The sequence below is a fragment of the Reyranella sp. genome (assembly GCF_965279465.1).
GTDB lineage: Bacteria > Pseudomonadota > Alphaproteobacteria > Reyranellales > Reyranellaceae > Reyranella.
The window spans coordinates 5,079,827-5,106,713 of record NZ_OZ257242.1; the positions used below are offsets into that span (position 1 = coordinate 5,079,827).

Consider the following 26,887-nt stretch of genomic DNA (forward strand, 5'->3'; position numbering starts at 1 on the left):
CTAAAGGGCCGGCAATCCCGGCGGCGGGCGGCGGGCGTCCGACGCCTGCTCGTAGGCATACGCCAATTGCAGCAGCCTGGCCTCGCTCCACGCACGGCCGGCGAAGGTGATGCCGAGCGGATAGTCCGGGGTTTCCTTGCCGTTGAAGCCGGCGACGAAGCCACCGGGCACCTGGATGCTGGGATAGCCCGCCTTGGCTGCGATCGACGCCCCGGCGGTGCCCGGGAACACCACCGCGTCGAGCTGGTGCCGGGTCATGTAGGCGTCGAGGCCACGCTCCCTGGCGGACAGCAGATCCATGGCGCGGGCCGAGCGGTATTCCAGCTCCGACAGGTCGCCGCGCGTCGCCTCGGCCGCCAGGAAGAGGTCCTGGCCGAAGCGCAGCGCCTTGTCGGCGTTGGCCTGGTTGAACGCGATCACGTCGGCCATGGTCTTGATGTCGGTGCCGACCGCCCAGTCGCGCAGATAGAGATTGAGGTCGTGCTTCAGCTCGTAGAGGAAAACGATCGACGCGCCACCCGGATTTCCCTTGTTCCTGCTGAGCGGGTTGCGGTTGAGCACGGCCATGTTCGTGCCCGGTCCGCCAATCCAGCCCGCGGTCGGGATGCCGGCGCGGACGACCGTAGCGCCGGCGTCCTGCAGGACCGTGATCGCCTGGGCCATCACAGCGGCGGAGCGCGCCGGCAACTTGCCGAAATAAGGATCGTTGAGCGGATCGGCAGGATCGCTCGGCACGCCGATGCGCGCGCCCTTTAACCCGTCCTTGTCGAGCCCGGCCGTGTAATCGTCCGGCCGCTGCGATGGCTCCGTGGCGGGATCGAGCGGATCGTGTGCGGCGAGCACGTTGAGCAGGATCGCCGCGTCGCGCACGGTGCGGGTGAGGGGACCCGCCGTGTCCTGGCTATGGGCGATCGGGATGATGCCGGCGCGGCTGATCAGCCCGACCGTGGGCTTGACGGTGACCAGGCCGTTCTGCGTCGCGGGGCTGAGCAGCGAGCCCGACGTCTCGGTGCCGATCGCCGCCGCGCAAAGGCCTGCGGCGACCGCAGCCGCCGATCCCGAACTCGATCCGCCAGGCAGCACGACAGGGATTCCGCGATCGTCGAGCAGTGCCGGCGAATAGGGATTCTTCACCTGGCCGCCCAGCGAGCTGTAGCCCGACGGCATGTCGATCGCGAGGATGTTGGCGAACTCCGTCAGGTTCGCCTTGCCGAGGATGACCGCGCCTGCCGCGCGCAGCAGCTTGACGACGGTGGCGTCGTTCCGGGCGCGCGCCGTCGCAAGGGCGAGCGACCCTGCGGTCGTGTGCTGCTGGTCGTCAGTGGCGACATTGTCCTTCACCAGGATCGGAACGCCGGCCAGCGGCTGTTGCGCCGATGGCTTCACACCGTCGAGGCGCTCGGCGATGAACAGCGCATTGGGATTGACCTCGCGAACCGAATTGAGCCCGGGCCCGGCGCGGTCGTACACCTCGATCCGAGCAAGATAGGCGCGGGTGAGGGCGCTGGCGGTGATCCTCCCGTCCGCCAGCGCCTGGGTCACGTCGGCAAGCGAGGCGTTGTCGACGGCGAGGCCGGACTGGGCGGCGGCGCGTCCCGACGCGGCAGCAGCGACCGCCACGGGGAGCATGGCGAGATCGCGCCGGGTTGGTTCGGCCATGGTGCTCTCCGACCCGTCAGCAGTTCATTGAAGCCTGAAGGCGTGCTTCTTCAGCTCTTCGAGCGGCACGACCTGCAGGGTGACGGCATGGGTGGCCTCGAGCACGACCTGCGGCGCCGCGCCGGCCTCGAGCGCCTCCTTCCAGCGCTCGGCGCACAGGCACCACCGGTCGCCGGGTTGCAGGCCCGCGAAGCCGTATTGCGGCATCGGCGTGGTGAGATCGTTGCCGGCGGCCTTGGAAAACGCGAGAAAATCCGCACTCATGACCGAGCAAACAGTGTGCAGGCCATGGTCCTCGCGTCCGGTGTTGCAGCAGCCGTCGCGATAGAAGCCCGTCAGCGGCTCTCCCGAGCAGATCTGCAGGGCTCCGCCCAGGACATTGATGGCGGGGGCTCGCCCGGGGCGGCCCTGTTCCGGAGTCTGATCGAACATGGCTTAGTGTAGCACCCGGAGTTAGGGCTTTCGAGGCGCGCCGACCGCTGGTAGAAAGCGCCGCGTCATCGAGCGGTCGCGGCGGGGCGTAGCGCAGTCTGGTAGCGCATCTGGTTTGGGACCAGAGGGTCGCAGGTTCAAATCCTGCCGCCCCGACCACCGCCCGCAGGGACGATATGGAGAGTGGAGTCCTATGAAGGTTCGCATCTTCAAGCCGGCCAAGACGGCCATGCAGTCCGGCGTCGGCAAGACCAAGGAATGGCTGCTGGAGAGCGAGCCTGCGCCCAAGTTCGTCGACCCGCTGATGGGTTGGACCGGCTCGCGCGACACGATGCAGCAGGTCCAGCTGTGGTTTCCGACGCTAGACGAGGCCAAGGCGCATGCAGAGAAGAGCGGCTGGCAATACACCGTCGAGATGCCGCACAGCCGCCCGGTGAGGCCCAAGGCCTATGCCGACAATTTCGCCTTCAACCGCGTGGGCCGCTGGACGCACTGAAGAGATTGACCCCGTAGCTCAACCGGATAGAGCACCTGCCTTCTAAGCAGGATGTTGCGTGTTCGAGTCACGCCGGGGTCGCCATTCCCACTGAAGGGAAGTCGTGGGCCGCAAACTCCTTCTGGTGATCGCTCTGCTGGCCACGCTCGTCGTGCTCGGTTGCTGGGACAATCGGCAGTCGATGCAGCGCGTGCTCGACCAGGGCTATGCGACGACCGCCCAGGTCACCGGTGCGCAGTATCAGCGCAAGATGCCGATCGCGGCAGACGGCTGGCGGCCGCGCTTCGTCGAGCAGGAACTGTCGGTCGATCTGCGCTGGCAGGGCAAGGACGGCAAGCCGCGTGAGTTCCGCAACGTACCGATTACGGAGACGCTGGCGCGCAGCATCGTTCGCGGCGAGCAGGTACGCCTGGCGACCCTTCCGGTGAAGGTGCTCGACGACGCGACGGCCGTTCCGGTCATCACGGCCGATGCGGCGGCACGCCTGGAATCGCTGCAATCCTGGCTCGCGGCTGCGGGTTATGCTGCACTGGCCTCGTGGGCGGGCTTTGCGGCGCTTACCCTGCTTCAGGGCCGCGGCCGCCGCGTCACCGCCATGGCAAGGCCGGCGCCCGCGCCCCCGCCCCGGCGCACCTTGATCGGGCTGGGCGCCCTCGTGGTCGGCGGCTTCATGGCCTTCAGCGCCTGGTCCGACGGACGTTCGGCCGACGCGATCGCCTTGGGCGGCAGCGAGGTCACCGCCGACATCGTCGACGCCACCACTCTGCCGGCGAGGGACGGCGGCAAGGCCTCGCATGCCGTTCGCCTTGCCTGGAAGGACGGGCAGGGGTCGGTCCATCATTTCGGCCCGATACCGGTCAGCGAGGCCTTCTGGAACAGGATCAACCGCGACGGCCAACTCGCTGTGCGGCAAACACTTATTCGTTACCGGCCGGACGATCCGCAGCCTCGGCCCCTGATCGTCGACGATGCACCGGAACAGAATTGGTGGACACAGGCACTGATGTTTGCAGGCTTAGCCTTGCTGGTTGTCGGAGGCGCCTTGTTGGCCTCGGGCTTGCGCGCCTCGCGGAACGAACCCCAAAAAAGATAATGCGAGCCATTCGCATCTGATCTATTCAGATGCTAATAATTCGCATTGCCGCCACATTCCCTGGGGCGGCGTAAAGTGGGGGAGTACCAGTGAAGCGTCGTCTGCCTATGAAAACTGCCATGGTGGGTCTGCTCGTTGGACCGGCCGCGATGGCTCAGCAAACACCCGCCCAGCAGACGCCAGGCACCACTCCGGATCCCGCTGCCGCCCAGGCCCAGCCGGCTTCGCCAGCCAATCCCGCAGCACCCGCGGCAACGATGACGCCGGTGACCGTCACCGGCTCCCGGCCGAGCGACGACTTCCTCCCACCGCCGGCATCGATCAACCGGCTGGGGGGCGAGATCCGCGACATCCCGCAGTCGATCGTCATCATCGACAAGGCGCTAATGCAATCGCAGGGCGCCACCTCGTTCCAGAGCGCCATCCGCAACACGCCCGGTGTGACCCTCGGCGCGGCGGAAGGCGGCAACATCGGCAACAACGTCAACCTCAACGGCTTCTCGGCCCGAACCGATATCTATCTCGACGGCATGCGCGATCGCGGCCAGTACTATCGCGACACGTTTGCCTTGGAGCAGATCGAGATCCTGATGGGTCCGTCGTCGATGCTGTTCGGCCGCGGCTCGACCGGTGGTGTAATCAACCAGGTCCTGAAGAAGCCGTCGTTGAACAAGGCGACGGAAGTCTCGGCGGCCTTAACGAGCAACGGCCTAACGCGATTCACCGCGGACGTGAACCAGCCGATGGATTCCGACTCCGCGGCGCGTGTGAACATGATGTTCCAACGCGGCAAGATATCGACCCGCGACCTGACAGACGTGCTCGACTTCGGCATTTCGCCGTCGGTCAAGCTGGGTATCGGCGGGCCGACCCAAGTCACCTTGTCGGCTCTGTTGCAGCACAACCACGACAACGTCGACTACGGCGTTCCGAATTATAACGGGTATCTGCTGACGCCGCCGCGCAATACGAACTACGGTCTCGCCGACGACCGCACCAATACCGACCAGGTCATGGTCAATGCGACTGTCGACCATAAGTTCAACAATAGTTTGAGCCTGCGCAACCAGAGCCAGTTCAACTGGGTCAATACCGACGTGCGGCAGACTTCCGGCGGTGTCGCCGGCGTATTGAATGGTGCGTGGAACTTCGTGCCCACGCCGGTAGGTCCAAACAGCCCTGCGTATCTCACCATTCGCCAGATCAGTCGCGATAGAAACATCAATGACATCACGGTAACGAATCAGACGGAATTAACGGCCAAGTTCGACACCGGCCCGCTGTCGCACAATCTGCTCGTCGGATTCGAGGTCGACTACGACAGCTACACCAACAAGTCCTTCTCGCGACGGGGCACGTGCAACGGCAATCTGCTGGCAGTTGGGCAGGTCGGCTGCGTGGCGGCAGCCTACACCACCGGTTACAGCAATAATCTTTCGCAAATCCCCGGCAACTACGCTTCAGCCCAGGCTTGGGACTTTGCCCCGTACATCAACGATACGATCCAGATCATCCCGGAGATCAAGCTCGTCGGCGGCGTGCGCCTCGACAACTACTGGGCGCAGATCGGAAACTCGATCAACCTCGCCAATACGCCCGGCAATACCGCCACGCCCTACATGCAGCAGAGCGTCAACTTCGTAAGCTGGCGCGGCGGCCTGTTGTTTCAGCCTGACAAGGTGCAGAGCTACTACTTCTCGTACAGCACCTCGTTCAATCCCTCGCTCGAGCAGCTGGTTTCCACGACGGGTTCACGCGACCCGCTGCCGCCGGAAAACAACGAGGCTTTCGAGCTTGGCGCCAAATATGACCTTTTGAACGGCGGCCTGTCGCTGACCGGCGCGTTGTTCCAGATCACCAAGAACAACGCGCGCACGCTGAATTTCGACGGCACCTACAGCGCGACGGGCCAGATACGGGTCCAAGGCCTGCGTGCAGGCATCGCCGGGCGCATCACGCCGGAGCTGCAGGTATGGGGCGGCTATACGCTGCTCAATGCACGCATCGTCAACGGTACTGCCATCAACACGACCGACAAGATTCCGCTGAACACGCCTCGCGACTCGGCCACATTGTGGGCAACCTACACATTCGACAAGAAATGGGAGATCGGCGGCGGTCCGACCTATCAGGGTCTGCGCTACGCCAACAACACCAACACGATCATTGTGCCCGACTACATCCGTCTCGATGCGACGGCGGCGTACAAGATGGAAAAGTACGACATTCGCCTCAACGTGTTTAACCTGACCAATGTCTATTACTACGAGCAGGTCGCAGCGTCGGACGGCGGTCGCGGCGTGCCGGGATCGGGCCTCACGGCGATGCTCACCCTGAACTACCGCATGTAACCAGGACCCGCCGGCCCGTGCTCGTCTGTATTCCCAATGTCCTCGACGCCGCGCAGCTCATCAGCCTGCGCGAGCGTCTGGATCGTGCAGGCGACGCATGGGTCGATGGGCGAGTGACCGCCGGCTACCAGGGTGCGCCGGTCAAGTTCAACCAGCAGATCGACGAGCGCTCGGAAGTTGCGCTGGCATGCCAGCGCATCATCGTGCCGGCGCTCGAGCGCAATCCGACCTTCATCAGCGCCGTGCTGCCCAACACGGTCTATCCGTTGATGTTCAACCGCTACAGCGAGGGAATGGTGTTCGGCGCCCACGTCGACGGCAGCGTGCGGATCAGCCCGCACGACGGTCGCAAGCTCAGGACCGACGTGTCGGCGACCCTGTTCCTCACCAACCCGTCGGACTACGACGGCGGCGAGCTGCAGATCCAGGACACCTACGGAGGCCACAGCGTCAAGCTGGCGGCGGGTGACATGGTAGTCTATCCGGCGACCAGTCTGCACCAGGTCGCGCCGATCACGCGCGGCGTTCGCACATCTTGTTTTTTCTGGGTCCAGAGCCTGGTCCGCGACGATTCGCAGCGCGCCTTGCTCTACGAGATGGACGGCGCTATCCAGCGGCTCAACCAGACAAACGCAGATGAGGTTGCCCGCCGGTCGCTGATCGGCTGCTACCACAATCTCGTGCGCCAATGGAGCGAGACCTGATGGTCGATACGACCGCCGGCGATGTCCCCACGGTGCGGGTCAACCGCCGGCTGACTTTTGTGCGCTGGGTGCGGCAGACCCATGGCTGGTTCGGCCTGTGGGGTGCGCTGCTTGGCCTGATGATGGGCTTCAGCGGGGTGTGGCTCAATCATCGCGCGGCCCTCAAGCTCGAGCTGCCGGCGCAACAGCAGATCAATGCCCAGATCGCCTTGCCCGACCCGCCGCCCGCGACCGCGGAGGCGATGGCAGCCTGGCTGCAGGACGCGCTGAAAGCCGATCGGCCGCCGTTCAACACGCGGGTCGAGCGCTCGCGGCCCGTGGCGTGGAGCGAACGGGGGAGCGAGCGGGACGGCGGGCAGCGGCTGACCCAGCCCGAGCGCTGGACATTCAATTTCGGTGGTCCCAATCATGTCATGCAGGCTGAGTATTGGGCCGGCAACAAGTCGGTCAGCGTGCGCACGACGTCGAACGGATTCGTTGCGACGCTGACCAACCTGCACAAGGGCACCGGCATGCCTATCCCCTGGATCCTGCTGATCGACACCCTGGCCGGCTGCCTGATCTTCCTGTCGATCAGCGGCGCCATCCTGTGGTGGGCAACCAACCGCCGGCGCGGGCTCGGCCTCACGATCTTCGGACTCTCCGTCGCCACGACGGTGGGCTTGGCGCTATGGCCAATGCAGCAATGACATCGTCCCAGTTCTGCGAGCCGGAGCGTCCGCCGCGGTTGACGCCGGAGCCGGCCTATCAACCGCCGCTGTCGCCGGCCAAGCGTGGTGCGATCCTGGCGTTGGTGATCTTCTTTCACGTCGGCGGCGGCTGGGCGCTGACCCAGATCGAGCCGACCAAGCTCACGGTCGGCGACCAGACCTCGGTCGAGGTCCGCATGGTACCGGCCGAGCAGCTAGTGGATAAGGTCGACGTTCCGACGCCCGAGGACACGCCTCCGCCGGAGCTCGAACCCGTGCGGCTCGATACGCCGCCGCCGATCGATACGCCGCCGCCCGAGCAGGAACCGGTCAAGCTCGACACGCCGCCGCCGGAGGACACGCCGCCGCCGGAGGTGCCGATGCTCGAGACCATGGTCTCGCCGCCGACGCCGGACCTGCCGCCCCCGGAGTTTCCGGTCGCTGCGAAACCTCCACCGCCGCCACCCAAACCCAGGCCGCCTCCGCCGCCACCCAGGCCGCGCCCGCAGGCCGCCGCACCGGTCGTCGATCATGCGCCGCAGACCGCGCCGCCGTCGGTGCCGCAGGCGCCCAAGACGGTGTCGATCGGCCAGGTCGCCTACATCAACCCGCCGAACGCGATCTATCCGGCGCGCTCCCGGCGCGCCGGCGAGCAGGGGCGGGTGGTCATGCGGGTGCTGGTCGACAGGACGGGCCGGCCGGCACAGGTCTCACTGGCGCAGTCGTCGGGCCATCCGGCGCTCGACGAGTCGGCACTGAGCGCCGTCCGCGCCGCGTTGCTTCGGCCCTATTCGGAGAACGGCATACCCCAACCCGTCTGGGTGCTGGTGCCGATCGATTTTGTCTTGCGTTGATAGAGGTGATGCATGGGTGACGCGTCAGCACTGGGCTTTGGCCACTTCCTGGCCAATGCCGACATCGTCGCGAAGGTGCTGCTGGTCGTTCTGGCGCTGATGTCGGCGATCTCGTGGTACCTGATCGTGATGAAGGGGATCAGCCAGCTGATCCGCCAGCGGCGCAGCAAGCGGTTCCTGAACTTCTTCTGGAGCGCCACCTCGCTCGAGGCGGTGCAGAACGAGCTCAGCATTCACGGTGTGAAGGAGCCGTTCGGCCACCTGACCGCGCATTCACTGCATGCCCAGGCGCATCACGAGAAGTTCGGCGCGGGCAAGCTCGAGGAGGCGGGCAGCGAGCAGGAGTTCCTGACCCGCACCATCAAGAAGGTGCTCGACGAGGAGACGACGTCGCTGGAGAACGGGCTGACCATGCTGGCGACGGTCGGCGCGACGGCGCCGTTCGTCGGGCTGTTCGGCACGGTGTGGGGCGTCTACCACGCGCTGGTCGCGATCGGCATGTCGGGCTCGGGCATGCTCGACAAGGTCGCGGGACCCGTGGGCGAGGCGCTGATCATGACCGGCATCGGTCTGGCGGTCGCACTGCCGGCGGTGATGGGCTACAATTGGCTGACGCGGTCGAACCGGGTGCTGACGGCCAAGCTCGACGCCTTCGCCTTCGAGCTGCTGACCTTCCTGTCGATGGGGCGCGCCCTGCAGGGCCGACCGCTCAAGGCCGGCGGCGTTCCGCTCGCCGCCGTCAAGTAACGTATAGCGCAGGAGACTCCCCATGGCTTTCGCGAGCTTCGATCGCAAGACCTCCGGCCAACCGATGGCCGAGATCAACATGGTACCGTTGATCGACGTCGTGCTGGTGCTGCTGGTGATCTTCATCGTCACCGCGCCGCTGCTGACCAACACGGTGAAGCTCGACCTGCCCAAGGCGTCGTCGAACGCCGACATCCAGAAACCGGAGAAGATCGAGTTCGCGATCGACGCCACCGGTTCGCTGTTCTGGGGCGGCGAGCGGATCAGCCGCGAGGAGGCCCAGGCGAAGTTCATCGAGGCGGGCCAGAAGCGGCCGCAGCCCGAGGTCTATCTGCGCGCCGACGCGGGCGTCGCCTACCGCTATGTCGCCGAGACGCTGGCAGACGCCTCCAAGGCTGGCCTCAGCAAGGTCGCCTTCGTCAGCGAACCGGTGAAATAGGCCGGCTCGGGTTTACGGCGGGCAGCGCGGCGTTCACACGGATGCGTCGGCACCGCACGGCTTTGACGTCCCTGTAGCTCCGGTCGCTGCCTCAAGACGCGACAGCGCTTCAGCGTAGCGCCGATTCGCTGAACGCGGCGGGAAGCGTGGCGAGGAACGACATGACGCGCTGCGTGCGCAGGGGCGGGCGGCGGTTGGAGGTGCGCAGCATCCATAGGGGCTCTGCCGGCGCACGCCATGGCGCAAGCACTTCGACGAGTCGGCCGGTGCGTAGGTCTTCATGGACGAGCCACGCCGGCCCCCAGCCAACGCCGAACCCATTCGCGATCAAAGCGAGCGAAGCGTGCGCGTCGTCGCAAATGTGCTTGGGCTTGGGCGCGACGCGAACGGGTGCTTTGCCGCGCGGGTCGGCGAAGCGCCAGGTCAGGATCTGGCCGTTCGCGGGATTGCGGAAGCCGACATGGTCATGCGCGGAAAGCTCGTATGGAGTCGCCGGCGTGCCGCGGGCGTTCAGATAGGCAGGCGAGGCGCAAGCGATCCAGGAGAACGTGCAAAGCCGCCGCGCCACATGGCCGGGCGCGCGGTCGAGGGGGCCCGAGCGGATCGCGACATCGACGGCTTCCGCCGCGAGATCGAGAAGCTCGTTGCGAAACTTGACCTCGACCTCGATTTCCGGCCGCTCCCGCAGAAGCGCAGGAAGTCGCGGCAGGATGCAGGCGCGCGCGAAGGAGGCGGGGGCCGTCACGCGCACCCGTCCGCCATCGCCGCGCGCGGCTTCGCCGAGCGCCGCCTGGACTACGGTGAGACTTTCGACCAGCACGCGTCCCGCCGCGATCAGCCGTTCGCCCTCCTCGGTCAGCGCCAGCGAATGGGTAGAGCGGTGCAACAGCCGCATTCCGCGAGCCTTCTCAAGGCGGGCGACCGCCTTGGACATCGCCGAGGTTGTCATCCCCGCCCGCCGCGCGGCTTCGGCGAAGGAGCCCGCCTCGACGACGCGGACGAAGGCAAGGAGACGCGAGAGGTCGGGAGGAAAGGCCGTTGTGGACATCCAGTCCACATAGTCATGGCTGCGCAGTCGCTACAAGAGCCGTTCCCAATGGGCCAAATGGGGAGCGTCAGCGCGCAACCTGCGCCGCTGGAAACCGCGGAAATCCCATGAATCCTATTGAAGTCACCCTGCAAGCCCTTGACGCCGCCGAGCACGCGATTCCCCCCGGCCAGCCGGTCTACATGCTCAATCTTCTGCGCTACCGCGCGTATGCGCGTTACGAGGACGGCTTCGACGCCGCGCCCTGCACGGGGCGCGAAGCCTTTCATGACCGTTATAGACCGGCATTCCGGCGTCTCGCGGGCAGCAAGCCGATCGTCCGGATGTTTTCAGGGCCGTTCCTGGCGAGCCTCGTCGGCCCGCAAGGCGAACGCTGGGACGAAGCGGCGATCAATGAATACGGCGATTTCGCCGCATTCCGCTCGATCGTCGACACGGAGACTTATCGGCGCGAAGCCGCCCCGCATCGGCACGCGGCGCTGGAGGAATTCCGGTTGTTCGCGCTCGCCAGGGCGATGTGAACGCATTGAGGCGGCGGCGGTCGTGTCCCGAGAGTGATGTAGCTCGTTGGAGCCGAAGCCGGAACCCGCCATCTCGTCGTGTGCACCGTCCGATTGTGCCTCGGCTTCAATCCGCCCTACGAGCTGTACGGAACTCGACCAGAGGCAGGCGAAGTTGCGCGCCGCGCCTTGCCTCTGGCCGAAGCTGACTTTCCCCATACTCCGACTGCTGAGGAAGTCGCTGAGAGCTACCGCGGAGCAGTAAGCATCGGCACGTTGCGAGATTGGCGAGCGATGCGCACGGGACCGGCCTTCGTCAAGATTGGGAAAGCAATTCTCTATCCGGAGACTGAGCTGAACGCTTGGCAGAAAAGAAACATAGTGTCAGGCCATGTGTCCCGACTGCCGCCCGTTTCTCATCCTGACCAAGCGTGACGATCACGAATCGGCACGTAGCACTGTCCCCAACCTTCAGCTCCCAGTAGAGCAACCCATTCGAAAAATGTAAGACAAACCAATACGTTGGAAGCTCGGCTCTGCTCATGCACGATCACCCAGTGGAGACCCGAAACCGTCGCGCGATTGCATCGGGATGACGAAGGACATCCGTGAGACGGCCGACGCGTTGGGCATCGTGATCCACGACCACCGGGTGCCCGGCTGCAAGGGCCGCGCGAGCTTCCGAGTCTTCGAGCTGCTGTGATGACGCACCAGATGCGAGACACCGGCTCTCGATCCTTGACGATTGGTACGACCCAGTACTACCGTCAGTACACTCGATCTGACCGAAAAGGCAGGCCCGTGACGATAAAGTCCTCGATCTCGCTGACCGATGATCAGCATTCCTTCGCCAAGACGCTCGTCGACTCGGGACGCTTCCCCAGCGTCAGCGCCGTCCTGCAACAGGGCGTCGAGCTCCTGCGCGAGAAGATGGAGGATGAAGCTCTGGAGCGGGCCGCGTTGGCTGAAATCCTCGGCAAGCGGCGTTCGGGCCCGTTCTTGTCGGCCGCAAGGATGGATAGCCGGCTGGCTCGAATGATCGACAAGAAACGCCGGGCATATGCGGTTCGCGATTGAATTCTCGGCGGACGCCGAACGCGACTTCGATCTGATCTTTGACCATCTGTTTGAGAGCTACGTGACCTTCGGCGAGGGGACCGAGGAGGCCTTGGAGCATGCAGCGCGGCGGGTCATGGATATCCGCAAGGCCGTCGATCGGCTGGCAAGCTCTCCCCTACGGGGCGCGGCACGCGACGACATCATGCCGGGGATCCGCTTTCTTGCCATTGCCCGCGCGATCTACTGGTTCGACGTCGATCAAACAGCCCGCAAGGTCCGTATTCTTGCCGTGTTCTTTGGCGGGCAGGATCACATCAGGCATATGCTGGTGCGCCTCCTCGGCAGAAGGGAACCGGGCTGAGACTTCCGCCATGGACTGAGATGTCTGGTGAGCACATCTTCTCGAGCGTCACCTCGGCCATGCCGATCGTTCGCATGCAGTGATGGATGCGGCCGGGCCCAAGCCGGCCTTGTGCGGAAGAGGTTCCACAGGCCCTCGGCCCCGTGCGCGCGCCGCGAGGTCCTCGATCACCTCGTCGCGCCGGTTTTCGTAGGGCAGCACATGCGCTTCCATGCCGGCGCCGAGCCTGTCCTGCAGCGCCATGACCTTGTCGGTGTGGGTGAAATCCGTGGCGTCCTCCCGTTCGCGTTGCTGATATCGGCTCGTCGATAGGCGGATTTGCGGCATGGAAAAATTGAATGGGTTACGTGCTAATCTATCGACATGATCAATCTTTCGCGGGTCGATCTCAACCTCCTGGTCGTGCTCGACATGATCCTGAGTGAAGGTGGGGTGAGCCGCGCCGCGGCCAAGCTCAACCTCACCCAGCCGACGATCAGCCATGCGCTGGGCCGGTTGCGCGAGCAGTTCGACGACCCGCTGTTCGTGCGCCACGGCCGCACGCTTGTTCCGACGCCGCTGGCGCGTAGCCTGCGCGAGCCGCTCGCCGCGGCGCTCCATTCTCTCGGCAGCGTGTTGGCCGCGGGGCGGAGGTTCGATCCGGCGCAGACCGCAGCGACCTTCACCGTCGCCATGCGCGATCCGATGGAGCTCGTCGTGCTGCCGGCGCTGGCGCGGCAGCTCGCAGCCGCGCCGCAGGTCGAGCTGCGCGCGGTCCAGGTGCGCCGCCGCAGCATCGAAGCGGCGCTTGCCGATGGCTCGATCGATGCGGCGGTCGACATGCCGCTGCCGTTCTCCGATCGCATCCGGCGACACAAGGTCGTCGCCGCCGACTTCGTGATAGTGGTGCGCGCGGGCCATCCGCGCCTGCGCCGCAAGCCGACGCTCGCCGCCTATGTCGACCAGCAGCACCTGATGGTGAGCTCACGCCGACGCGGTCCTGCGCTCGAAGATCTGGCGCTGGGCCAGCTCGGCGTGCACCGTCGCGTGCGGCTGCGCTGCCGCAGCTATGCCGCGGCTTCTCGGATCGTCGCCGAGAGCGATTTCGTGCTGACCATGCCGCGCCGCTACGCCGAGCTGCTCAACGAAGCCTACGGCAACCGGATCCTGCGGATGCCGATGGCGATGCCGGCGCTCGATCTCTATCTCTACTGGCACGAGGCGATGGATGGCGACGGCGGGAACCGCTGGCTGCGCACCGCCCTGCTCGATGCACTGAACAAGGGGTCTGTCGATGTCCGTTGATGCCAATGTCCATTGATGCACGGCCGACCGTCGATGCGCCGGACGACGATCCCTGGCTCTGGCTGGAAGATGTCGAGGGCGAACGCGCTTCGGCCTGGGTCGGGCAACAGAACGCGCGTACGCTGACCGCGTTCGGCGGCCCGCAGGTCGAGGCCGACGCCACGACACTGGCTGCGATCCTCGACCGGTCGGACAAGATCCCGTTCCCCGGCCGCCGCGCCGGCTGGCTCTACAATTTCTGGACCGACGCCGCACACCCGCGCGGCCTCTGGCGTCGCACCACGGCGGAGAGCTTCCGTAGCGACGTGCCCAACTGGGATGTGCTGATCGATCTCGACGCGCTGGCGACCGCCGAGGGCGAAGACTGGATCTGGGGCGGCGCCAATACGCGTCCGATCAAGCACGACCGCGCGATGATTCGGCTGTCGCGCGGGGGCAGCGATGCAGTCGTTCTGCGCGAATTCGATCTCGAAACGCGGTCTTTTGTGCGCAACGGCTTCGTCCTGCCCGAGGCCAAGGGCGGCGTGAGCTGGATCGACGACGACACTTTGTTGCTGAGCAGTGCCTTCGGAGGCGACGTCACCACCTCGGGCTATGCCCGCACCGTGCGCTTGTGGCGGCGCGGCACGAAGCCGGGGGATGCGCCGGTTTTGTTCGAGGTGCCGGCCAAAAGCATGTCGGCCTCCGGCGCGGTCGACCGCACCGATCCCGAACGGCCGATCTGGTTCTACGACGCGATCGGCTTCTTCGACTTCGAGGTCTGGCGCGAGAAAGTACGGCTCGACCTGCCGACCGGCGTGCAGACCGATATCGATCACGGCTGGTTCCTCGTCCAGCCGCGCAACGCCTGGGTGGTCGGCGGCAAGGTCTGGCCGGGCGACTGCCTGCTTGGCATCCGGCTCGACGCCTTCCTCGCCGGCAGCCGCGACTTCACGCTGCTGTTCGAGCCCGCCAAGCGGCGCATCCTGAACGGGCACACGTGGAACGCCGGGCGGCTGATCCTCTCGATCCTCGATAATCTCGTGCCGGTGTTCGAAGTGCTGACGCCGGCAGCCGACGGCTGGACCCGGACGACGCTGCCCGGCCTGCCGTCGATCGGCGTAGTCGACGTCTGGTCGCTCGATGTCGAGCGGTCGGAGGCCAACGGCGAGCTGCTGGCGAGCGCACAGGATCCGCTGACGCCGTCCTCCCTCATGCTGCTCGAGCCCGGCAAGGCACCGACCGTGCTGAAGCGCTCGCCGCCGGCCTTCTCGGCCGAAGGGCTGGTGGTGACCCGTCACGAGGCGATCTCTGTCGACGGTGAGCGCATTCCTTACGTGCAGACCGGGCCCGCGGGCGAGACCGGCAACGCGCCGGTCCACATGACTGGCTACGGCGGCTTCGGCGTGACCACACGGCCCTATTACAATTCCTCGATCGGCAAGCTCTGGCTGGAGCGGGGAGGGACCAGCGTCACGGCCAACATCCGCGGCGGCGGCGAGTTCGGCGTGCCGTGGCACGATGCCGGTCGAGGCGTGGCCAAGCGTCTGACCCACGACGACTTCGCCGCGGTTGCCGCCGACCTGGTGCGCCGCGGCGTCACCCGGCCGGGCCGCATCGCCGCCGAGGGCGGCTCCAACGGCGGCATCCTGATTGCCAAGATGATGACGCGCTATCCGGGACGGTTCGGCGCGCTGCTCTGTACCATCCCGCTGATCGATATGCGCCGCTACTCGAAGCTGCTGGCCGGCGCGAGCTGGATCGCCGAATACGGCGATCCCGACAAGCCGGAAGAGTGGGCGTGGCTGCAGACCTATTCGGCCTATCACCAGGCCGTGCCAGGGCAAGCGTACCCGCCGATCCTGTTCGCCACGACCCGGCGCGACGACCGGGTTCATCCCGGCCATGCGCGCAAGATGGCCGCCAAGCTGCAGGCGATGGGCTATCGCGATGCCTGGTTCTACGAGCCGCCGACCGGCGGCCACGGCTACGGTAAGGATAACCGGGAGCGCGCCCACTTCATTGCCCTGGGCTACGCCTTCCTGCGCGACCGGATCGGCTGGATGTAATGCTGGGAGCGCGGCTCTCCAGAGCCGCTCTTTCTTCGCTTTGTCACGGCCCATGAGCGGCTCTGGAGAGCCGCGCTCCCAGCACCTCGACACGCTCTCAGGTTCGGGCGCTGCTCAATGTCACCGTCGCGACGCCGGCGCCGATCAGCAGCCCGCCACCGGTCCGATTGACGATCTTGAGGGCGCGCGGATTGCCGACCAGACCGCGCGCCTTGCTGGCGACCAGCGCGTAGCCGAAGGCATTGGCGAAGGCGAGCACCAGGAAGGTGGTCTCGAAGACCAGCATCTGCGTCAGGAAGTCGGCGTGCGGATCGAGGAAGGCCGGCAGGAAGGCGACGAAGAAGGTGATGCTTTTGGGGTTCAATGCCGTCACCAGCCATGCATGGCCCAGCATCTTCGCGGCCGACACGGCGTCGGTACGCGGCGCGGCCTCGAGCGTGCCGCCGGCGCGCCACAGCTTGATTCCGAGCCACACAAGATAGGCGGCGCCAATCCACTTCAGCGCGGTGAACAACGTCGCCGAGGCCGCGAGCAGGGCGCCCAGCCCGAGCATGGAGAGCGTCATCGCCGTGAAGTCGCCCAGCGCCACGCCGACCGCCATCGGCAGCGTCGTGCGCCAGCCCTGTCCGAGCGCATAGGACACAACCAGCAGAACGGTCGGGCCGGGGATGACGAGCAGGATGGACGATGCCGCGACAAAGGCGGCCCAGAGTTCGAGGGTCATTGGTCGGTGTTGTCCTTGAGCTCGGCAATGAGACTCTGCCTGCGGCTTCGCCGATGATTTCGAAGTTTCGAATGACCGCATCTTGGATGAGTCGCTGCCCCATGAAGATCTCGCAACCATCGGCAACGTACGACCGGATAGCAGCGAGGGAATCCGCAATGTGCCCGAGATATGGAAGATCGCTGTTCACAAAGGACGGGCCTCGGATTCGATGTAAGGCCGGAAGTGCGGGCTAAGGCTCCGCTCGATCACCACATCCACGCGACGCGACAGGACGCTCTCGAGTTCCTCGACCAGTGCCAAATAGTCGCCGAAACCACGATCCTCTGCCATGTCGATCAGCAGGTCGATGTCGCTGTCAGGGCGATCCTCATGACGCAGAACCGAACCGAACAGACGAACGTTCGAGGCCCCGTGCCGGGCAGCGATGGCGAGAAGCAATTCTCGTTGGCTGTTAAGGTCCTCTAGCAGAGCCATGCGTGATCATAGAGCCGGGCGGTCATCCGAGCCAGCACCAGCCTTTGATTGGAGAGACTCGAGGATCGAGAATCGCGTCGCAGGAATCAGTCGCCTACAAGATCGTTTTGCCATAATCTTGACACCGGCAAACCAGAGCGTGAGGCGATGACTGAAACGACCAAGAAAACTCCTTACCATCATCGCAACCTGCGCGAGGCGCTGGTAACCGCCGGGCGAACCCTGCTCGAGGAGCGGGGCATGCGCGGCTTCACGCTGCGTGAATGCGCCCGCCGCGCGGAAGTCTCGCATGCAGCGCCGGCGCACCACTTCGCCTCGCTCGACGACCTGCTGGCCGAGATCGCGGCCCGCGGCTTCGTCGAGCTCGCGGCGATGATGGCGGCCGAGGCGCGCCGCGCGACGGATCCGGCAGGGCGGCTGGTCGGGCAGGGCGTCGGCTACATGGCCTTCGCCGCGGCAAATCCGATGTTGTTTCGACTGATGTTCAGCCAGGAACGAACGGAAGCGGCAAAGGTCGTGCGCGAGGCCCACTTTGCGACTGTCGCCGCTGCCATCCCCGATGCCTCGGCCGAGGTGAAGGTACGTATGTCCGATTTCTCCTGGGCGACGGTGCATGGCTTCATCGGCCTCGTGCTCGAAAGCCAGATCGGCGGCGCCGAGTCGGCGCGGGCGCTGAAGGCTCGCGGGCTGGCCATCCTGTCGGCGATGGCGGAGACCGTGATGCGGGCCGGCGGCGCGTCGGCCTGAGGGCCGGTGCCCCCTAAAGCCTGATGATGAAGCGCAGGTGGTCCGTATCGCCGTAGACCGGCCCGGCGTTGAAGCGCTCGTGCAGCGTTCCGCCGTTGGCAAGGATCACTCGCTGTGACGGCTCGTTGTCGGGATCTGTCGTGAGCGAGACGTGGTCGAGGCCTTCTCGGCGCGCGTCGTCGAGCAGCAGGGCCAGCGCGCGGGTCGCGTAACCCAGCCGGCGCTTCCACGGCACGACGGCGTAGCCGATATGGCCCAGCACATAGGACGGCAGGGCGGAAGTGCCCTTCTGCCAGCGAAATCCGATCGAGCCGCAGAACTCGCCATCCCACATCCAGCGCCGGTAGCCGGGCAGGCGCGGGACCTTCGAGCCGTCGCCGAGGGTCACCGGGCCTGCTTTCGCCTCCGGATCGTCGAGGGACGCGACGAAGGCGGCCGGATCCGCGGCGATCTTCGCCAGCTCCTCGCGCGCAGCGAGCTCCAGCCGGACATTGTCCGGCGACCAGCCGCGCTGCAGGGCATCCTTGTAGCCGTCGATATAGTCGAGGGCGGGAACGACGAGCTTCATCGCTTTGCTGTACCATTGTCGGCCATGAGTTCCAGCCCCGTCCTCGTCCTCGACATCGATGGCGTCATCGTCCACTCGGCGCCCGACTGGCCGGCCAAGCTGCAGGCGACGTTCGGCCTCGCGGCCGAGGAACTGCTTGGCTTCTTTCAGAGCCCGATCTTTGCGCAGGTGCTGCAGGGCCGGCTCGACGTCCATGTCGCCCTGCACGAGTGGCTCGAGCCCCGGGACCTTGCCGACCGAGTGCATGAGTTCGTGAGCCTATGGCTCGAAAACGACAGCATCGTCGACCGCGAGGTGCTGGCGATGGCCGACGCCTGGCGCGGCCGGACCGGCGGACGCGTGTTCGCCGCCAGCAACCAGGAGCACCATCGCGTCGCCTTCCTGCGCGATCATCTGGGCCTGGGCGCACATTTCGACGAGATCGTCTATTCAGCCGCGCTCGGCGTGTGCAAGCCGGACCGCGTGTTCTTCACCAATGCGCAGGCCCGCATGGCGGTGACGGCGGCGCGGGCCATCTTGTTCGTCGACGATCGTCCGGCCAATGTAGATGCCGCCCGGATGTGCGGCTGGCGCGCTGCGCTCTATCGCGGGCGGGAGAGCCTGGCGCGGGTCTTGGCGCACGTGGAGTAGGCGCATGTGGAGTAGACGATGCTGATGTTCGACATACCCTTCGGCACGACCGACTGGGACGGCGTGGAGCGCACGGAACATCCGGGCGAGACCGGCAAGGCCTATTGGCGTACCAGGAACTTCAACAACATCCGCGTGCGCATGGTCGAGTACACGCCGGGCTATCTCGCCGATCACTGGTGCCAGAAGGGCCATGTCCTGCTGGTGCTCGACGGCGAGCTGAAGACGGAGCTGGCCGACGGGCGCACCGTCGTGCTGAAACAAGGGCAGAGCTACCAGGTGGCGGACGGCACGCTCGCGCACCGTTCCTACACCGAAGGCGGCGCCAAACTCTTCATCGTGGACTGACATGACTGACATGATCGGATTTATCGGCGTCGGCACCATGGGTGAACCGATGTGCCGCAACCTCGCACGCAAGAGCGGGGCGACGGTGCTCGCGGCCGACCGTAATCCCGAGCCGCTGCAGCGGCTGGCGGCGGACGGGGTGAAGACCGCCTCGATGGACGAGATCGTCGCCAGCTGCCGGACGATCTTCCTGTCGCTGCCGGGCGGCAGGGAGGTCGAGCAGGTGTGCCTCGGCGAAGGCGGCATCCTGTCGAAGGTCCAGATGGGCTGGACGATCATCGACACCAGCACCGCGCCGGTGGCGCTGGCGCGCCGTCTCTATGCCGAGTTCGAGGGCAAGGCCTGCGCCTTCGCCGACGCGCCGATCGCGCGCACGCGACAGGCCGCGATCGACGGCACCTTGTCGATCATGGTCGGTGGCACCGCCGATACGTTTGCGAGGATCGAGCCGCTGCTGCGTCACCTCGCCAGCGAGGTCACCCATTGCGGCGACGCGGGGGCGGGGCAGGCGGTCAAGATCCTCAACAACATGATCCTGTTCCAGACGGTCGTGGCACTGGGCGAGGCACTCAGCATCGCGCGCGCCAACGGCATCGACGGCAAGATCCTGTACGAGACGCTGACCAAGGGCTCGGCCGATTCCTTCGCGCTACGCAATCACGGCATGAAGGCGATGCTGCCCGGCGTGTTCCCCGAGCGCGCTTTCTCTACCGACTACGCACTGAAGGACCTGTCCTACGCCATCCAGATGGCCGAGGACAAAGGCGTGCCCGCGCTCGGCGCAGACGTCGCGCGCGAGCTTATGGAGCGGGCGAAGGAACTCGGCTTCAGCAAGGAATACTGGCCTGTCCTGATCAAGGCGATCGAGGACGGCACGAGGAAGTAGTTTTCATTCGCCGGGACCGTGCCCTCCGTGACGCGGTCCCGGCCAAGGTATGAGGGGGAGCGTTTCATGGCGCGTATCGCCGTCGGGGGATTTCAGCACGAGACCAACACGTTTGCGCCGCAGCAGGCGAGCTGGGAGGAGTTCGTGCGTGCCGACGCCTGGCCGCCGCTCCTGCGCGGGCCGGAGATGATCGCGGGCGTCGAGGGCTTCAACATCCCGATCGCCGGCGCGGTGAAACGACTGGCCGAGCTCGGCCACGAGATCGTGCCGCTGGCCTGGGCCGCGGCGGCACCGGCGTCCTACGTGACCGAGGACGCCTACGAGCGCATGTGGGCGCTGTTCGACGAGGATGTCCGCAAGCTCGGGCCGTTCGACGCGATCTATCTCGACCTGCACGGCGCGATGGTCGCGGAGAACACCGAGGACGGCGAGGGCGAGCTGCTGCGCCGGATTCGCAGCATCGTCGGCGACGACCTGCCGATCGTGGCGAGCCTCGACTATCACGCCAACCTCACGCCCGAGATGGCGCAACGGGCAACGGCGCTCGTCGGCTACCGCACCTATCCGCACATCGACATGGCAGTGACGGGCAAGCGCGCCGTCGAGCTGCTCGACAAGCTATTGAAGGAGAAGCGCCCGGTCTATCGCGCCTACCGCCAGCTCGATTTCCTGATCCCGCTGGTCTGGCAGTGCACCTTCATCGAGCCGGCAAAAGGCATTTTCGACCTCGTGGGCGAGCTCGAGGCCGGCGAGAAGAGCCACAATCAAGGCATCGTCAGCGTGACGCATACGCCCGGCTTTCCGCCGGCTGACATCGCCCAGTGCGGGCCGGCGCTGGTGGTCTACGGCCACGACAAGGAAGCCGTCGAGGCCGCCGCCGACAGACTCGCCGCGACGGTGAAGGCGCAGGAGAAGGCCTTTGCCGGCGAGCTGCTCGATCCGGACGCGGCGGCACTGCGCGCGATCGAGCTGTCGAAGAATGCGACGAAGCCGATCGTGCTGGCCGACGTGCAGGATAACCCGGGCGCCGGCGGCACGTCCGACACGGTCGGACTGCTGGCGGCGCTGATGCGCCACAAGGCGAAGGGTGCAGTGATCGGCATGATCGTCGACGAGGGCGCCGCCAGGGCCGCGGTCGAGACCGGCGAGGGCAACATCATGCGCCGCGGCATCGGCGCCGCGGTCGGCTACGCCGGCGAGACGCCGCTCGAGGCCGACTGGCGGGTGGTGAAGCTCGGCAGCGGCGTCTTCACCGGCACCGGTCCGTTCTATGGCGGCGCGAAGTTCCAGATCGGGCCGATGGCGCTGGTCACCGATGAGGCGAGCGGTGTCTCGGCCGTGCTCGCCTGCAAGCGCGTGCAGGCCGCGGACCAGGAGATGTTCCGGGCCGTGGGCGTCGAGCCGTCCCAGGTGCCGATCCTCGCCTTGAAGTCGACGGTCCATTTCCGCGCCGACTTCCAGCCGATCGCCGAGACGATCCTGGTCGTCCGGTCGCCTGGCGCGCACATCACCGATCCAGTCGAGATGCCCTACAAGCACCTGCGCAAAGGCATCAGACTCCGGCCGATGGGACCGGTTCACATGGACCCCTAGGGGATCCGGCCGCCGCCGGCTTTCGGCCTCTGCTGGCGCTGAAAGAAGCTTGGGTGGAAAACGCCCGCATTGCAGGCGCTTCATTTATCGCCGCAAACGATCCCGCAATTGAGCCCGGTATAGGCGTTGCGGCTCCACCGGGCGGCCGGGCGATACGATCCCTCCCGATGGTTCTGAAAAGGACAATTGACGCCCGGTCGCGCCGAATGGCTTTCACCAGGCTTGGTACGCTCGCGTGAAATCAGGGATATGATTGTCGTCGCGATCGCTACCATGGTAAAAAGCGCCATTCGGGCCGACTCTGGTCCAGTTAGGGAAGTCCTTGGCGTCGGCACCACCGCCAAGGAGAACCATGCAGGCGAAAAGCGTTCCAATCGGGTATCGAGAGTGCAAATGCGATTCCTGCGCCAGGCCCTGCTCGGGCAGAGGTCCTCTGGGGCGAATGTGAGTTCGCCGGCTCGAGGTGCCCCGCTTGGTGAAGCGACCTCATGCTCTTTCCAACCCAGTTTCTCCCAGATTGCGTCACAGCCGCACAATTCCGGTGTCGCGGGTACGCCGCCCCTCTCCGGGCGTTGGCCTGAAAGGCCCGGATCGCCAACAATGAGCGCGGACGCGAAGCAGCCCATGGCCGGAGTAGTCGGATGGGGCAAGGCGCCAGAGCCATGAATGTCTTCTTCTGCATCGCGCTCATGCCGAAAGCAAATGCACTGGATCGCCCGGATTTCCTGCCACGCAGGATCGAGGCCCGGCAGATTCCGCTGCCCCCGGCCTTGATGAACGAGTTTTCTCTTCCACGGCCATCGAGCTGGCGACCCGGCCGCTCTCCGACGCAGATCACGGCCAGGTAACGGCTCTTTTCGAAGTCTTCCCCCAACGCCGAGTTCCGAGGACGACGAGGATGAAATACGAGCGTGTGGTTCTGAGGCCCGATCTCCAATCGTTCGGCTGGCCAAAGCGCGGGGCAATGCGCGCCGGATGGCTGTCTTTGTGCGTCGTCATCGCTGTGGCCGCCGCAGGCAGCCTGGCGGAAGTGACTCCGGCTTGGGCCAGAAAGGCCATCAACTGGGTCAGTGTCGGCCAGAACGGCAAGCTTGCCTATGGCACGGACGAACGGGGAAACCGTGTCCCCGACTTTTCGACTGCTGGATATCGTGCAGGCAGTGCCATTCCTGAAGTGAAAGTCGCACGCAGACTGGAGGCACCGTCGGGCGGCGACGATACGGCAATGATCCAAGCGGCCCTCGATGCACTATCCCGAAATCCGGTCAACGATGACGGCCTGCGCGGAGCCCTGGAATTGGGGCCGGGCAGGTACACCATTGCGGGCTCCCTCAGAATGTCCGCCAGTGGCATAGTATTGCGGGGAGCGGGTATCGGCAGGACGATCCTGCATGGTGCAGGCGAGCAGCGTCCTCTCCTCGTCATAGGTGGAACAGGAACCTGGAAGCGGAAAGGCGAGATCCTTCGCATTGAGGATGAATACGTCCCGGTTGGCGCGACGAGCGTTCGCGTCAAAGGCGCCGGCGAACTGAAAGCCGGGGATCGGATCATCGTCCAGAGGCCGTCCACACGCGAGTGGATTTCAGCCATCGGGATGGATCGGATTCCCGCCCGGCGGGACGGAGGGGAGGTCAAGCAATGGGAGCCGGGCCCGGGCCTGCTGTTCGATCGCACGGTCGTGGCCGTGACGGGAGACCGCATCGAGCTCAACGCGCCGCTGACGAACGCCCTGGCTTCGACCGATGGCGCAGTTGTCTGGCGATATGAATTCGACGGTCGAGTTTCCGATGTGGGAGTGGAGCATCTTTCGGCATCGGGGAACGCCCCTCCTGCCGCCCGAATGGGCGAGAAAATCATTCGCCCGCGAACCGCTTTCGTGACTTTCCACGCGGTCGAGAATAGCTGGATGCAAGACGTCGCCATAGAAGGGTACACTCAGAGCATCGCCTTCGGAAAAACCGCATCCGGAATATCGGTGCAAAGGATCAAGATCAGCGCGTCACCTGAGGTCGAACGTCGTTTGGGCTTGCCGATGGCCGTAGCGATCAACGGCCAGAACATTCTCGTCTCGGATTGTGAAGTTTCGGGCGACTCCTACATGGCGTGGGCAACACAGGGCCTTACCGCCGGTCCCAACGTCGTGCGCAATTGCAAGGCAACCGGTGAGCGGGTGTCGGCCCAGGCTCATCAGCGCTGGGCCACCGGTCTTCTATTCGACAACATCGCCATCACCGGCTCCATGCACCTGGGCAATCGCGGCAGCATGGGCACAGGCCAGGGATGGTCGAGCGCCAATGGCGTCCTCTGGAACGGCTCGGCGGAGACTTGGCGCGTTGATAATCCGCCTACTGCGCATAACTGGGCATTCGGCATGCTGGGCCCCCTGACCCCGTCCCAGGAGCCCCTTGGGGAAATCATTTCGCCCGGCCAGCATGTGAAGCCGCAAAGCCTCTATGAACAGCAGCTCATCGACCGGACCGGGCGAACTGCGGGGCAGAGTCGGTAGCGCCGGGAAGCCAAAAGCTCTGAACGCTGCTTCCGTAGCGTCCTGCACACCCGGCTACTCGCCCAATCCTTGAGGGAGGAGAGTGGACGAGCCCAGCAAAAAGCGTTCGACCGAATCCGGGCTGAATGGAAGCCCGGATAAACGCCTTCGCAACACCGGCTCGCGAAGAGCGATCGCTCGAAACGACTTGACCTCACTCCGGGAGCGGCAACTGCCAGCCGATCATCGTCTCAGCACGAGCAACTCAAAGCCCGATTGCCTCGAATTCGCTCTTCAGGCGTCCAAGCACATGTGCTCCATACGCTTTGTTTCCGTGCCGATGATCGTCAGGCTTGGATTGATATTCAGCCTTTGTGCGAACCCCGATCATCGTCGTCGCGGGTTGTGCGACAGCTATCACGTTTTCGGAAACGGCTGCCCTCGCAAGAGCCCGCTCATAGATTGGCAGGAGCGATTCGCCGACCGTGACATCGTCCAGAACTTGCAGATGGCTCTTTTTCTTCTGCTCTTGTGCGCTCTGGGGTACGACCGTCTTTCCAGTCTCCATGGGAGCTGGCTGCGCCACGACGATTATAGGTTTATCGGAACTTCCTCTCAGAAGTCTGGCGATCTTGAAGGCCCAAGTCGATCGAATCCGCGCAACGAGAATCTCCTCGAGGCAGTCATCGGAAACCATCGTCATTCCGCGGCCCATATGATTGAACAGCCGAACCGAGGCGTAGGATTTCGCAAGGTCCAATGGAGAAAGACCCAGGCCAACGACGACAAACGCGGAGCTTGCTTCTAAATCTACCTCTATCTGCACGTCTCTGCCTGCGGCACTCCACTTCGCAAAACGATCTCTTAACTTCTTGGTTCCACCTACGAGTTTGCCATCCTTGACGATTACCCCCTGCAGCTCCTTGCCCGGCGCCCAGAAATACGAGAGAGGCCGTGGAAATCCATCGGCGGCATCCTTGAGTGCGACGATATGCGAGTTCCCGATGATGCAGATCGTCATCGCGAGAACGCCTCCAGGAGCATCTCCTCGCAAACGACGTCCCGGGCTTTTTTCGTCTTTCTGAGGGCGCGTGACCGCTTGGCGTCACGCCAGGCGCCTTTGGCGACCTGCTGCACCTCCGCGGCTGCCTGCTGTGAGCCTTCGGCAACATGCTGCGACACGAAGGCGCTCATGGCAGCGGCAACCCCGTCCTCTGTCACTGCCCGAAGATTGCTCTCGTAGTAGGTGGCTCGAGTAGGGTGACCGGCAATCAGCTCGTATGACGGGAAATAGTCGATATCGTCGAAATTATTCGCGAGCTGCCCCGCGACCGAACGCAGTACGGACTTGGAGTACATGGTTGCGGCCAGCACGTGGTTGCCGCTGGCCGTCGCCGTCAAGGGAACGGGTGAAACCGTGATGACAAATTTCGCATGAGGGCGCCGCCGCTGGATGATCTTCCGGACGACCATAAAATCGTGATACACCTCGTTGAACGTGAAGTTGACGAATTCGAACCTTTCCGGATCAAAAGTGCCGGCGATCGTCTCTGGTGCCGTGGGGTAAATCGTTCCCGACTCCTTGTCGCGCCAGGCTTCAGTGAGGCCGAAGGTGAAGACGAACACGTCCACCTTCTTCAGCAGCGACCGAACGGCGCCCAGATGAGCCGTGCGGTGTGCGATGACTTCCTCTTCGGATTTCAGCCCATAGGGCTCCACGTTCGGCCTCAGGGCATCGAAATATCGATCGCCTTTTTGCCAAATCCAATTCTTGGGCTCGAAGTGCCCGAACGATTCCCTAAACAACTGCAGAAGCTGGCGAGCAGTGTAGATATTTCCGTAGCGCGCAGAATAAAGATTATAGCCGAACTTGCCTGCGGAATCTTCCGGCAACATTGGTGGAGCTGGCTCGGCGTCCAGTACGTTATAGCCCCGATGCCGAAGAGTTCTTGCAATATGTTGGGCAAAGCAGCTGCCAGCGGTCATGAGCGAGTCTTGAGGGTTTATATCGAACTTTTTTCGATACAAATCGCGAGCTGGATCACGCGCAGCTGCACGCCAGAACGCTCGAGCTTCAAGGCCGGCATAAGGCGACGTCATTTGTGAACCCCCGAGACCACAATTTGCGTAGGCTACGTCGTCGGCACTCAAAATGCAATGGAATCAATCATTTGATGTGTAAGAGCTCGGCTAGTGCAAGGAGGATTTTGATTGCTGTTTCATTTGAACAGCAGTGAAGGTGAGGAGGGGCAGCCCCGCCACTCGAGGCCTCCGCCATCGGCCCGTTGACCTGCGGCGAGGAACAAGACCTCAACAACCCCGTTTAGGCCTTCCATATCTGGAAGAGGGGCGACCATCGCGGTCGCGTCGGATCATGCCGGCTTCAACCTGAAGGAAATCTGGTCGTCCAGTCGCCTGGTGTCTTTCGTCAACTCATGTACTGCCTCGGCTGATGGTCGCTGATGTGGAGGCCCGGCAAGACGTTGATCCCCGTACTCGAACAGATCGACACCTTGTTCGACCCCGACCGGCCGCCAAGCGCGACGCGGAGGGTGGGGCCATCGGGGGGCATGCCCTCCCTTCGACCTCCACGCTCCGATGCTTCCTCATGATGATTCGCATACCGTGTGCGGCGCAGAGGAAATTGCAGCCGTGGCGGCAGCTC

At 64.8% G+C, this 26,887-nt stretch carries 30 protein-coding genes and 2 tRNA genes; 23 read left to right on the forward strand and 9 right to left on the reverse strand.

Annotated features, from left to right (window positions below; all coding sequences use genetic code 11):
• Both ACQY8M_RS24725 and ACQY8M_RS24730 read right to left on the reverse strand, forming a co-directional pair.
• On the reverse strand, positions 1–1,659 hold the full coding sequence (locus tag ACQY8M_RS24725) for an amidase family protein (RefSeq protein WP_428661057.1): 1,659 nt from the start codon (positions 1,657–1,659) through the stop codon (positions 1–3).
• Positions 1,660–1,683: 24 nt separating this feature from the next.
• Entirely contained in the window at positions 1,684–2,091 is a 408-nt protein-coding gene (locus tag ACQY8M_RS24730; protein ID WP_428661059.1) for a DUF2237 family protein, read from the reverse strand.
• Between the two features lie 82 nt (positions 2,092–2,173).
• Here ACQY8M_RS24730 and ACQY8M_RS24735 point away from each other — a divergent pair.
• The 10 genes from ACQY8M_RS24735 (at position 2,174) to ACQY8M_RS24780 (ending at position 9,464) form a co-directional block, all read left to right on the forward strand.
• Positions 2,174–2,250: transfer RNA gene (locus ACQY8M_RS24735), tRNA-Pro, on the forward strand.
• Between the two features lie 34 nt (positions 2,251–2,284).
• Positions 2,285–2,587 carry an ETC complex I subunit gene (locus ACQY8M_RS24740; RefSeq protein WP_428661061.1) on the forward strand — a complete coding sequence of 101 codons (303 nt, stop codon included), beginning with the start codon at positions 2,285–2,287 and terminating at the stop codon, positions 2,585–2,587.
• Between the two features lie 7 nt (positions 2,588–2,594).
• A tRNA-Arg gene (locus ACQY8M_RS24745) sits at positions 2,595–2,671 on the forward strand.
• 19 nt (positions 2,672–2,690) lie between these two features.
• Positions 2,691–3,680 (forward strand): hypothetical protein, encoded by a 990-nt coding sequence (locus ACQY8M_RS24750; RefSeq protein ID WP_428661064.1) that lies wholly within the window; start codon positions 2,691–2,693, stop codon positions 3,678–3,680.
• 119 nt (positions 3,681–3,799) lie between these two features.
• Positions 3,800–6,031 carry a TonB-dependent receptor gene (locus ACQY8M_RS24755; RefSeq protein ID WP_428661067.1) on the forward strand — a complete coding sequence of 744 codons (2,232 nt, stop codon included), beginning with the start codon at positions 3,800–3,802 and terminating at the stop codon, positions 6,029–6,031.
• Positions 6,032–6,048: 17 nt separating this feature from the next.
• Positions 6,049–6,735 (forward strand): Fe2+-dependent dioxygenase, encoded by a 687-nt coding sequence (locus tag ACQY8M_RS24760; protein ID WP_428661069.1) that lies wholly within the window; start codon positions 6,049–6,051, stop codon positions 6,733–6,735.
• Positions 6,735–7,424: a PepSY-associated TM helix domain-containing protein gene (locus tag ACQY8M_RS24765; protein ID WP_428661070.1), complete on the forward strand. Its 690-nt coding sequence runs from the start codon at positions 6,735–6,737 to the stop codon at positions 7,422–7,424. The genes ACQY8M_RS24760 and ACQY8M_RS24765 overlap by 1 nt, the downstream gene beginning before the upstream one ends.
• On the forward strand, positions 7,421–8,278 hold the full coding sequence (locus ACQY8M_RS24770) for an energy transducer TonB (RefSeq protein WP_428661073.1): 858 nt from the start codon (positions 7,421–7,423) through the stop codon (positions 8,276–8,278). The genes ACQY8M_RS24765 and ACQY8M_RS24770 overlap by 4 nt, the downstream gene beginning before the upstream one ends.
• A gap of 12 nt (positions 8,279–8,290) precedes the next feature.
• The gene (locus ACQY8M_RS24775; RefSeq protein ID WP_428661076.1) at positions 8,291–9,025 is read left to right on the forward strand and encodes a MotA/TolQ/ExbB proton channel family protein; all 735 of its coding nucleotides are present in this window, start codon (positions 8,291–8,293) and stop codon (positions 9,023–9,025) included.
• Positions 9,026–9,047: 22 nt separating this feature from the next.
• Positions 9,048–9,464: an ExbD/TolR family protein gene (locus ACQY8M_RS24780; protein WP_428661079.1), complete on the forward strand. Its 417-nt coding sequence runs from the start codon at positions 9,048–9,050 to the stop codon at positions 9,462–9,464.
• A gap of 109 nt (positions 9,465–9,573) precedes the next feature.
• Here ACQY8M_RS24780 and ACQY8M_RS24785 read toward each other — a convergent pair whose 3' ends face one another.
• The gene (locus ACQY8M_RS24785) at positions 9,574–10,512 is read right to left on the reverse strand and encodes a LysR family transcriptional regulator (protein WP_428661082.1); all 939 of its coding nucleotides are present in this window, start codon (positions 10,510–10,512) and stop codon (positions 9,574–9,576) included.
• Positions 10,513–10,619: 107 nt separating this feature from the next.
• Here ACQY8M_RS24785 and ACQY8M_RS24790 point away from each other — a divergent pair, with 107 nt between their 5' ends.
• The 5 genes from ACQY8M_RS24790 (at position 10,620) to ACQY8M_RS24810 (ending at position 12,432) form a co-directional block, all read left to right on the forward strand.
• Positions 10,620–11,033 (forward strand): hypothetical protein, encoded by a 414-nt coding sequence (locus ACQY8M_RS24790; protein ID WP_428661085.1) that lies wholly within the window; start codon positions 10,620–10,622, stop codon positions 11,031–11,033.
• A 174-nt stretch (positions 11,034–11,207) separates the two neighbouring features.
• Positions 11,208–11,447: a helix-turn-helix domain-containing protein gene (locus ACQY8M_RS24795; RefSeq protein WP_428675483.1), complete on the forward strand. Its 240-nt coding sequence runs from the start codon at positions 11,208–11,210 to the stop codon at positions 11,445–11,447.
• A gap of 157 nt (positions 11,448–11,604) precedes the next feature.
• Positions 11,605–11,715 carry a hypothetical protein gene (locus ACQY8M_RS24800; protein WP_428661087.1) on the forward strand — a complete coding sequence of 37 codons (111 nt, stop codon included), beginning with the start codon at positions 11,605–11,607 and terminating at the stop codon, positions 11,713–11,715.
• Between the two features lie 98 nt (positions 11,716–11,813).
• Complete coding sequence (locus ACQY8M_RS24805) at positions 11,814–12,089, forward strand: ribbon-helix-helix domain-containing protein (protein WP_428675484.1); 276 nt, start codon at positions 11,814–11,816, stop codon at positions 12,087–12,089.
• The gene (locus tag ACQY8M_RS24810) at positions 12,073–12,432 is read left to right on the forward strand and encodes a type II toxin-antitoxin system RelE/ParE family toxin (protein WP_428661090.1); all 360 of its coding nucleotides are present in this window, start codon (positions 12,073–12,075) and stop codon (positions 12,430–12,432) included. Before ACQY8M_RS24805 ends, ACQY8M_RS24810 begins: the two co-directional genes overlap by 17 nt.
• 48 nt (positions 12,433–12,480) lie before the next feature.
• Here ACQY8M_RS24810 and ACQY8M_RS24815 read toward each other — a convergent pair whose 3' ends face one another.
• Positions 12,481–12,759 (reverse strand): hypothetical protein, encoded by a 279-nt coding sequence (locus ACQY8M_RS24815; protein ID WP_428661092.1) that lies wholly within the window; start codon positions 12,757–12,759, stop codon positions 12,481–12,483.
• A gap of 36 nt (positions 12,760–12,795) precedes the next feature.
• On the opposite strand from ACQY8M_RS24815, the gene ACQY8M_RS24820 reads away from it, so the two are divergent.
• Both ACQY8M_RS24820 and ACQY8M_RS24825 read left to right on the forward strand, forming a co-directional pair.
• Positions 12,796–13,716 (forward strand): LysR family transcriptional regulator, encoded by a 921-nt coding sequence (locus ACQY8M_RS24820; protein WP_428661095.1) that lies wholly within the window; start codon positions 12,796–12,798, stop codon positions 13,714–13,716.
• 5 nt (positions 13,717–13,721) lie between these two features.
• Complete coding sequence (locus ACQY8M_RS24825) at positions 13,722–15,764, forward strand: prolyl oligopeptidase family serine peptidase (protein ID WP_428661098.1); 2,043 nt, start codon at positions 13,722–13,724, stop codon at positions 15,762–15,764.
• Between the two features lie 97 nt (positions 15,765–15,861).
• Here the strand turns inward: ACQY8M_RS24825 and ACQY8M_RS24830 are convergent, their stop codons facing one another.
• Entirely contained in the window at positions 15,862–16,488 is a 627-nt protein-coding gene (locus ACQY8M_RS24830; RefSeq protein ID WP_428661101.1) for a LysE family translocator, read from the reverse strand.
• A 186-nt stretch (positions 16,489–16,674) separates the two neighbouring features.
• Entirely contained in the window at positions 16,675–16,965 is a 291-nt protein-coding gene (locus tag ACQY8M_RS24835; RefSeq protein ID WP_428661103.1) for a nucleotidyltransferase family protein, read from the reverse strand.
• Positions 16,966–17,112: 147 nt separating this feature from the next.
• Here ACQY8M_RS24835 and ACQY8M_RS24840 point away from each other — a divergent pair, with 147 nt between their 5' ends.
• The gene (locus ACQY8M_RS24840; protein ID WP_428661106.1) at positions 17,113–17,712 is read left to right on the forward strand and encodes a TetR/AcrR family transcriptional regulator; all 600 of its coding nucleotides are present in this window, start codon (positions 17,113–17,115) and stop codon (positions 17,710–17,712) included.
• Positions 17,713–17,725: 13 nt separating this feature from the next.
• Here ACQY8M_RS24840 and ACQY8M_RS24845 read toward each other — a convergent pair whose 3' ends face one another.
• Positions 17,726–18,280 carry a GNAT family N-acetyltransferase gene (locus ACQY8M_RS24845; RefSeq protein ID WP_428661109.1) on the reverse strand — a complete coding sequence of 185 codons (555 nt, stop codon included), beginning with the start codon at positions 18,278–18,280 and terminating at the stop codon, positions 17,726–17,728.
• Between the two features lie 24 nt (positions 18,281–18,304).
• Here ACQY8M_RS24845 and ACQY8M_RS24850 point away from each other — a divergent pair, with 24 nt between their 5' ends.
• From ACQY8M_RS24850 to ACQY8M_RS24870, 5 genes are all read left to right on the forward strand, one after another.
• The gene (locus tag ACQY8M_RS24850) at positions 18,305–18,910 is read left to right on the forward strand and encodes an HAD family hydrolase (protein ID WP_428661112.1); all 606 of its coding nucleotides are present in this window, start codon (positions 18,305–18,307) and stop codon (positions 18,908–18,910) included.
• 18 nt (positions 18,911–18,928) lie between these two features.
• Positions 18,929–19,258 carry a DHCW motif cupin fold protein gene (locus ACQY8M_RS24855; protein ID WP_428661115.1) on the forward strand — a complete coding sequence of 110 codons (330 nt, stop codon included), beginning with the start codon at positions 18,929–18,931 and terminating at the stop codon, positions 19,256–19,258.
• Between the two features lies 1 nt (position 19,259).
• Positions 19,260–20,144 (forward strand): NAD(P)-dependent oxidoreductase, encoded by an 885-nt coding sequence (locus tag ACQY8M_RS24860; protein WP_428661118.1) that lies wholly within the window; start codon positions 19,260–19,262, stop codon positions 20,142–20,144.
• A 66-nt stretch (positions 20,145–20,210) separates the two neighbouring features.
• Complete coding sequence (locus ACQY8M_RS24865; RefSeq protein ID WP_428661121.1) at positions 20,211–21,737, forward strand: M81 family metallopeptidase; 1,527 nt, start codon at positions 20,211–20,213, stop codon at positions 21,735–21,737.
• A gap of 898 nt (positions 21,738–22,635) precedes the next feature.
• The gene (locus tag ACQY8M_RS24870) at positions 22,636–24,243 is read left to right on the forward strand and encodes a hypothetical protein (RefSeq protein ID WP_428661124.1); all 1,608 of its coding nucleotides are present in this window, start codon (positions 22,636–22,638) and stop codon (positions 24,241–24,243) included.
• Between the two features lie 244 nt (positions 24,244–24,487).
• Here the strand turns inward: ACQY8M_RS24870 and ACQY8M_RS24875 are convergent, their stop codons facing one another.
• Positions 24,488–25,243, reverse strand: a complete 756-nt coding sequence (locus tag ACQY8M_RS24875) for a hypothetical protein (protein WP_428661127.1) — start codon at positions 25,241–25,243, stop codon at positions 24,488–24,490.
• On the reverse strand, positions 25,240–26,322 hold the full coding sequence (locus tag ACQY8M_RS24880) for a GSCFA domain-containing protein (RefSeq protein WP_428661130.1): 1,083 nt from the start codon (positions 26,320–26,322) through the stop codon (positions 25,240–25,242). Before ACQY8M_RS24880 ends, ACQY8M_RS24875 begins: the two co-directional genes overlap by 4 nt.
• Positions 26,323–26,887 lie beyond the last annotated feature (565 nt).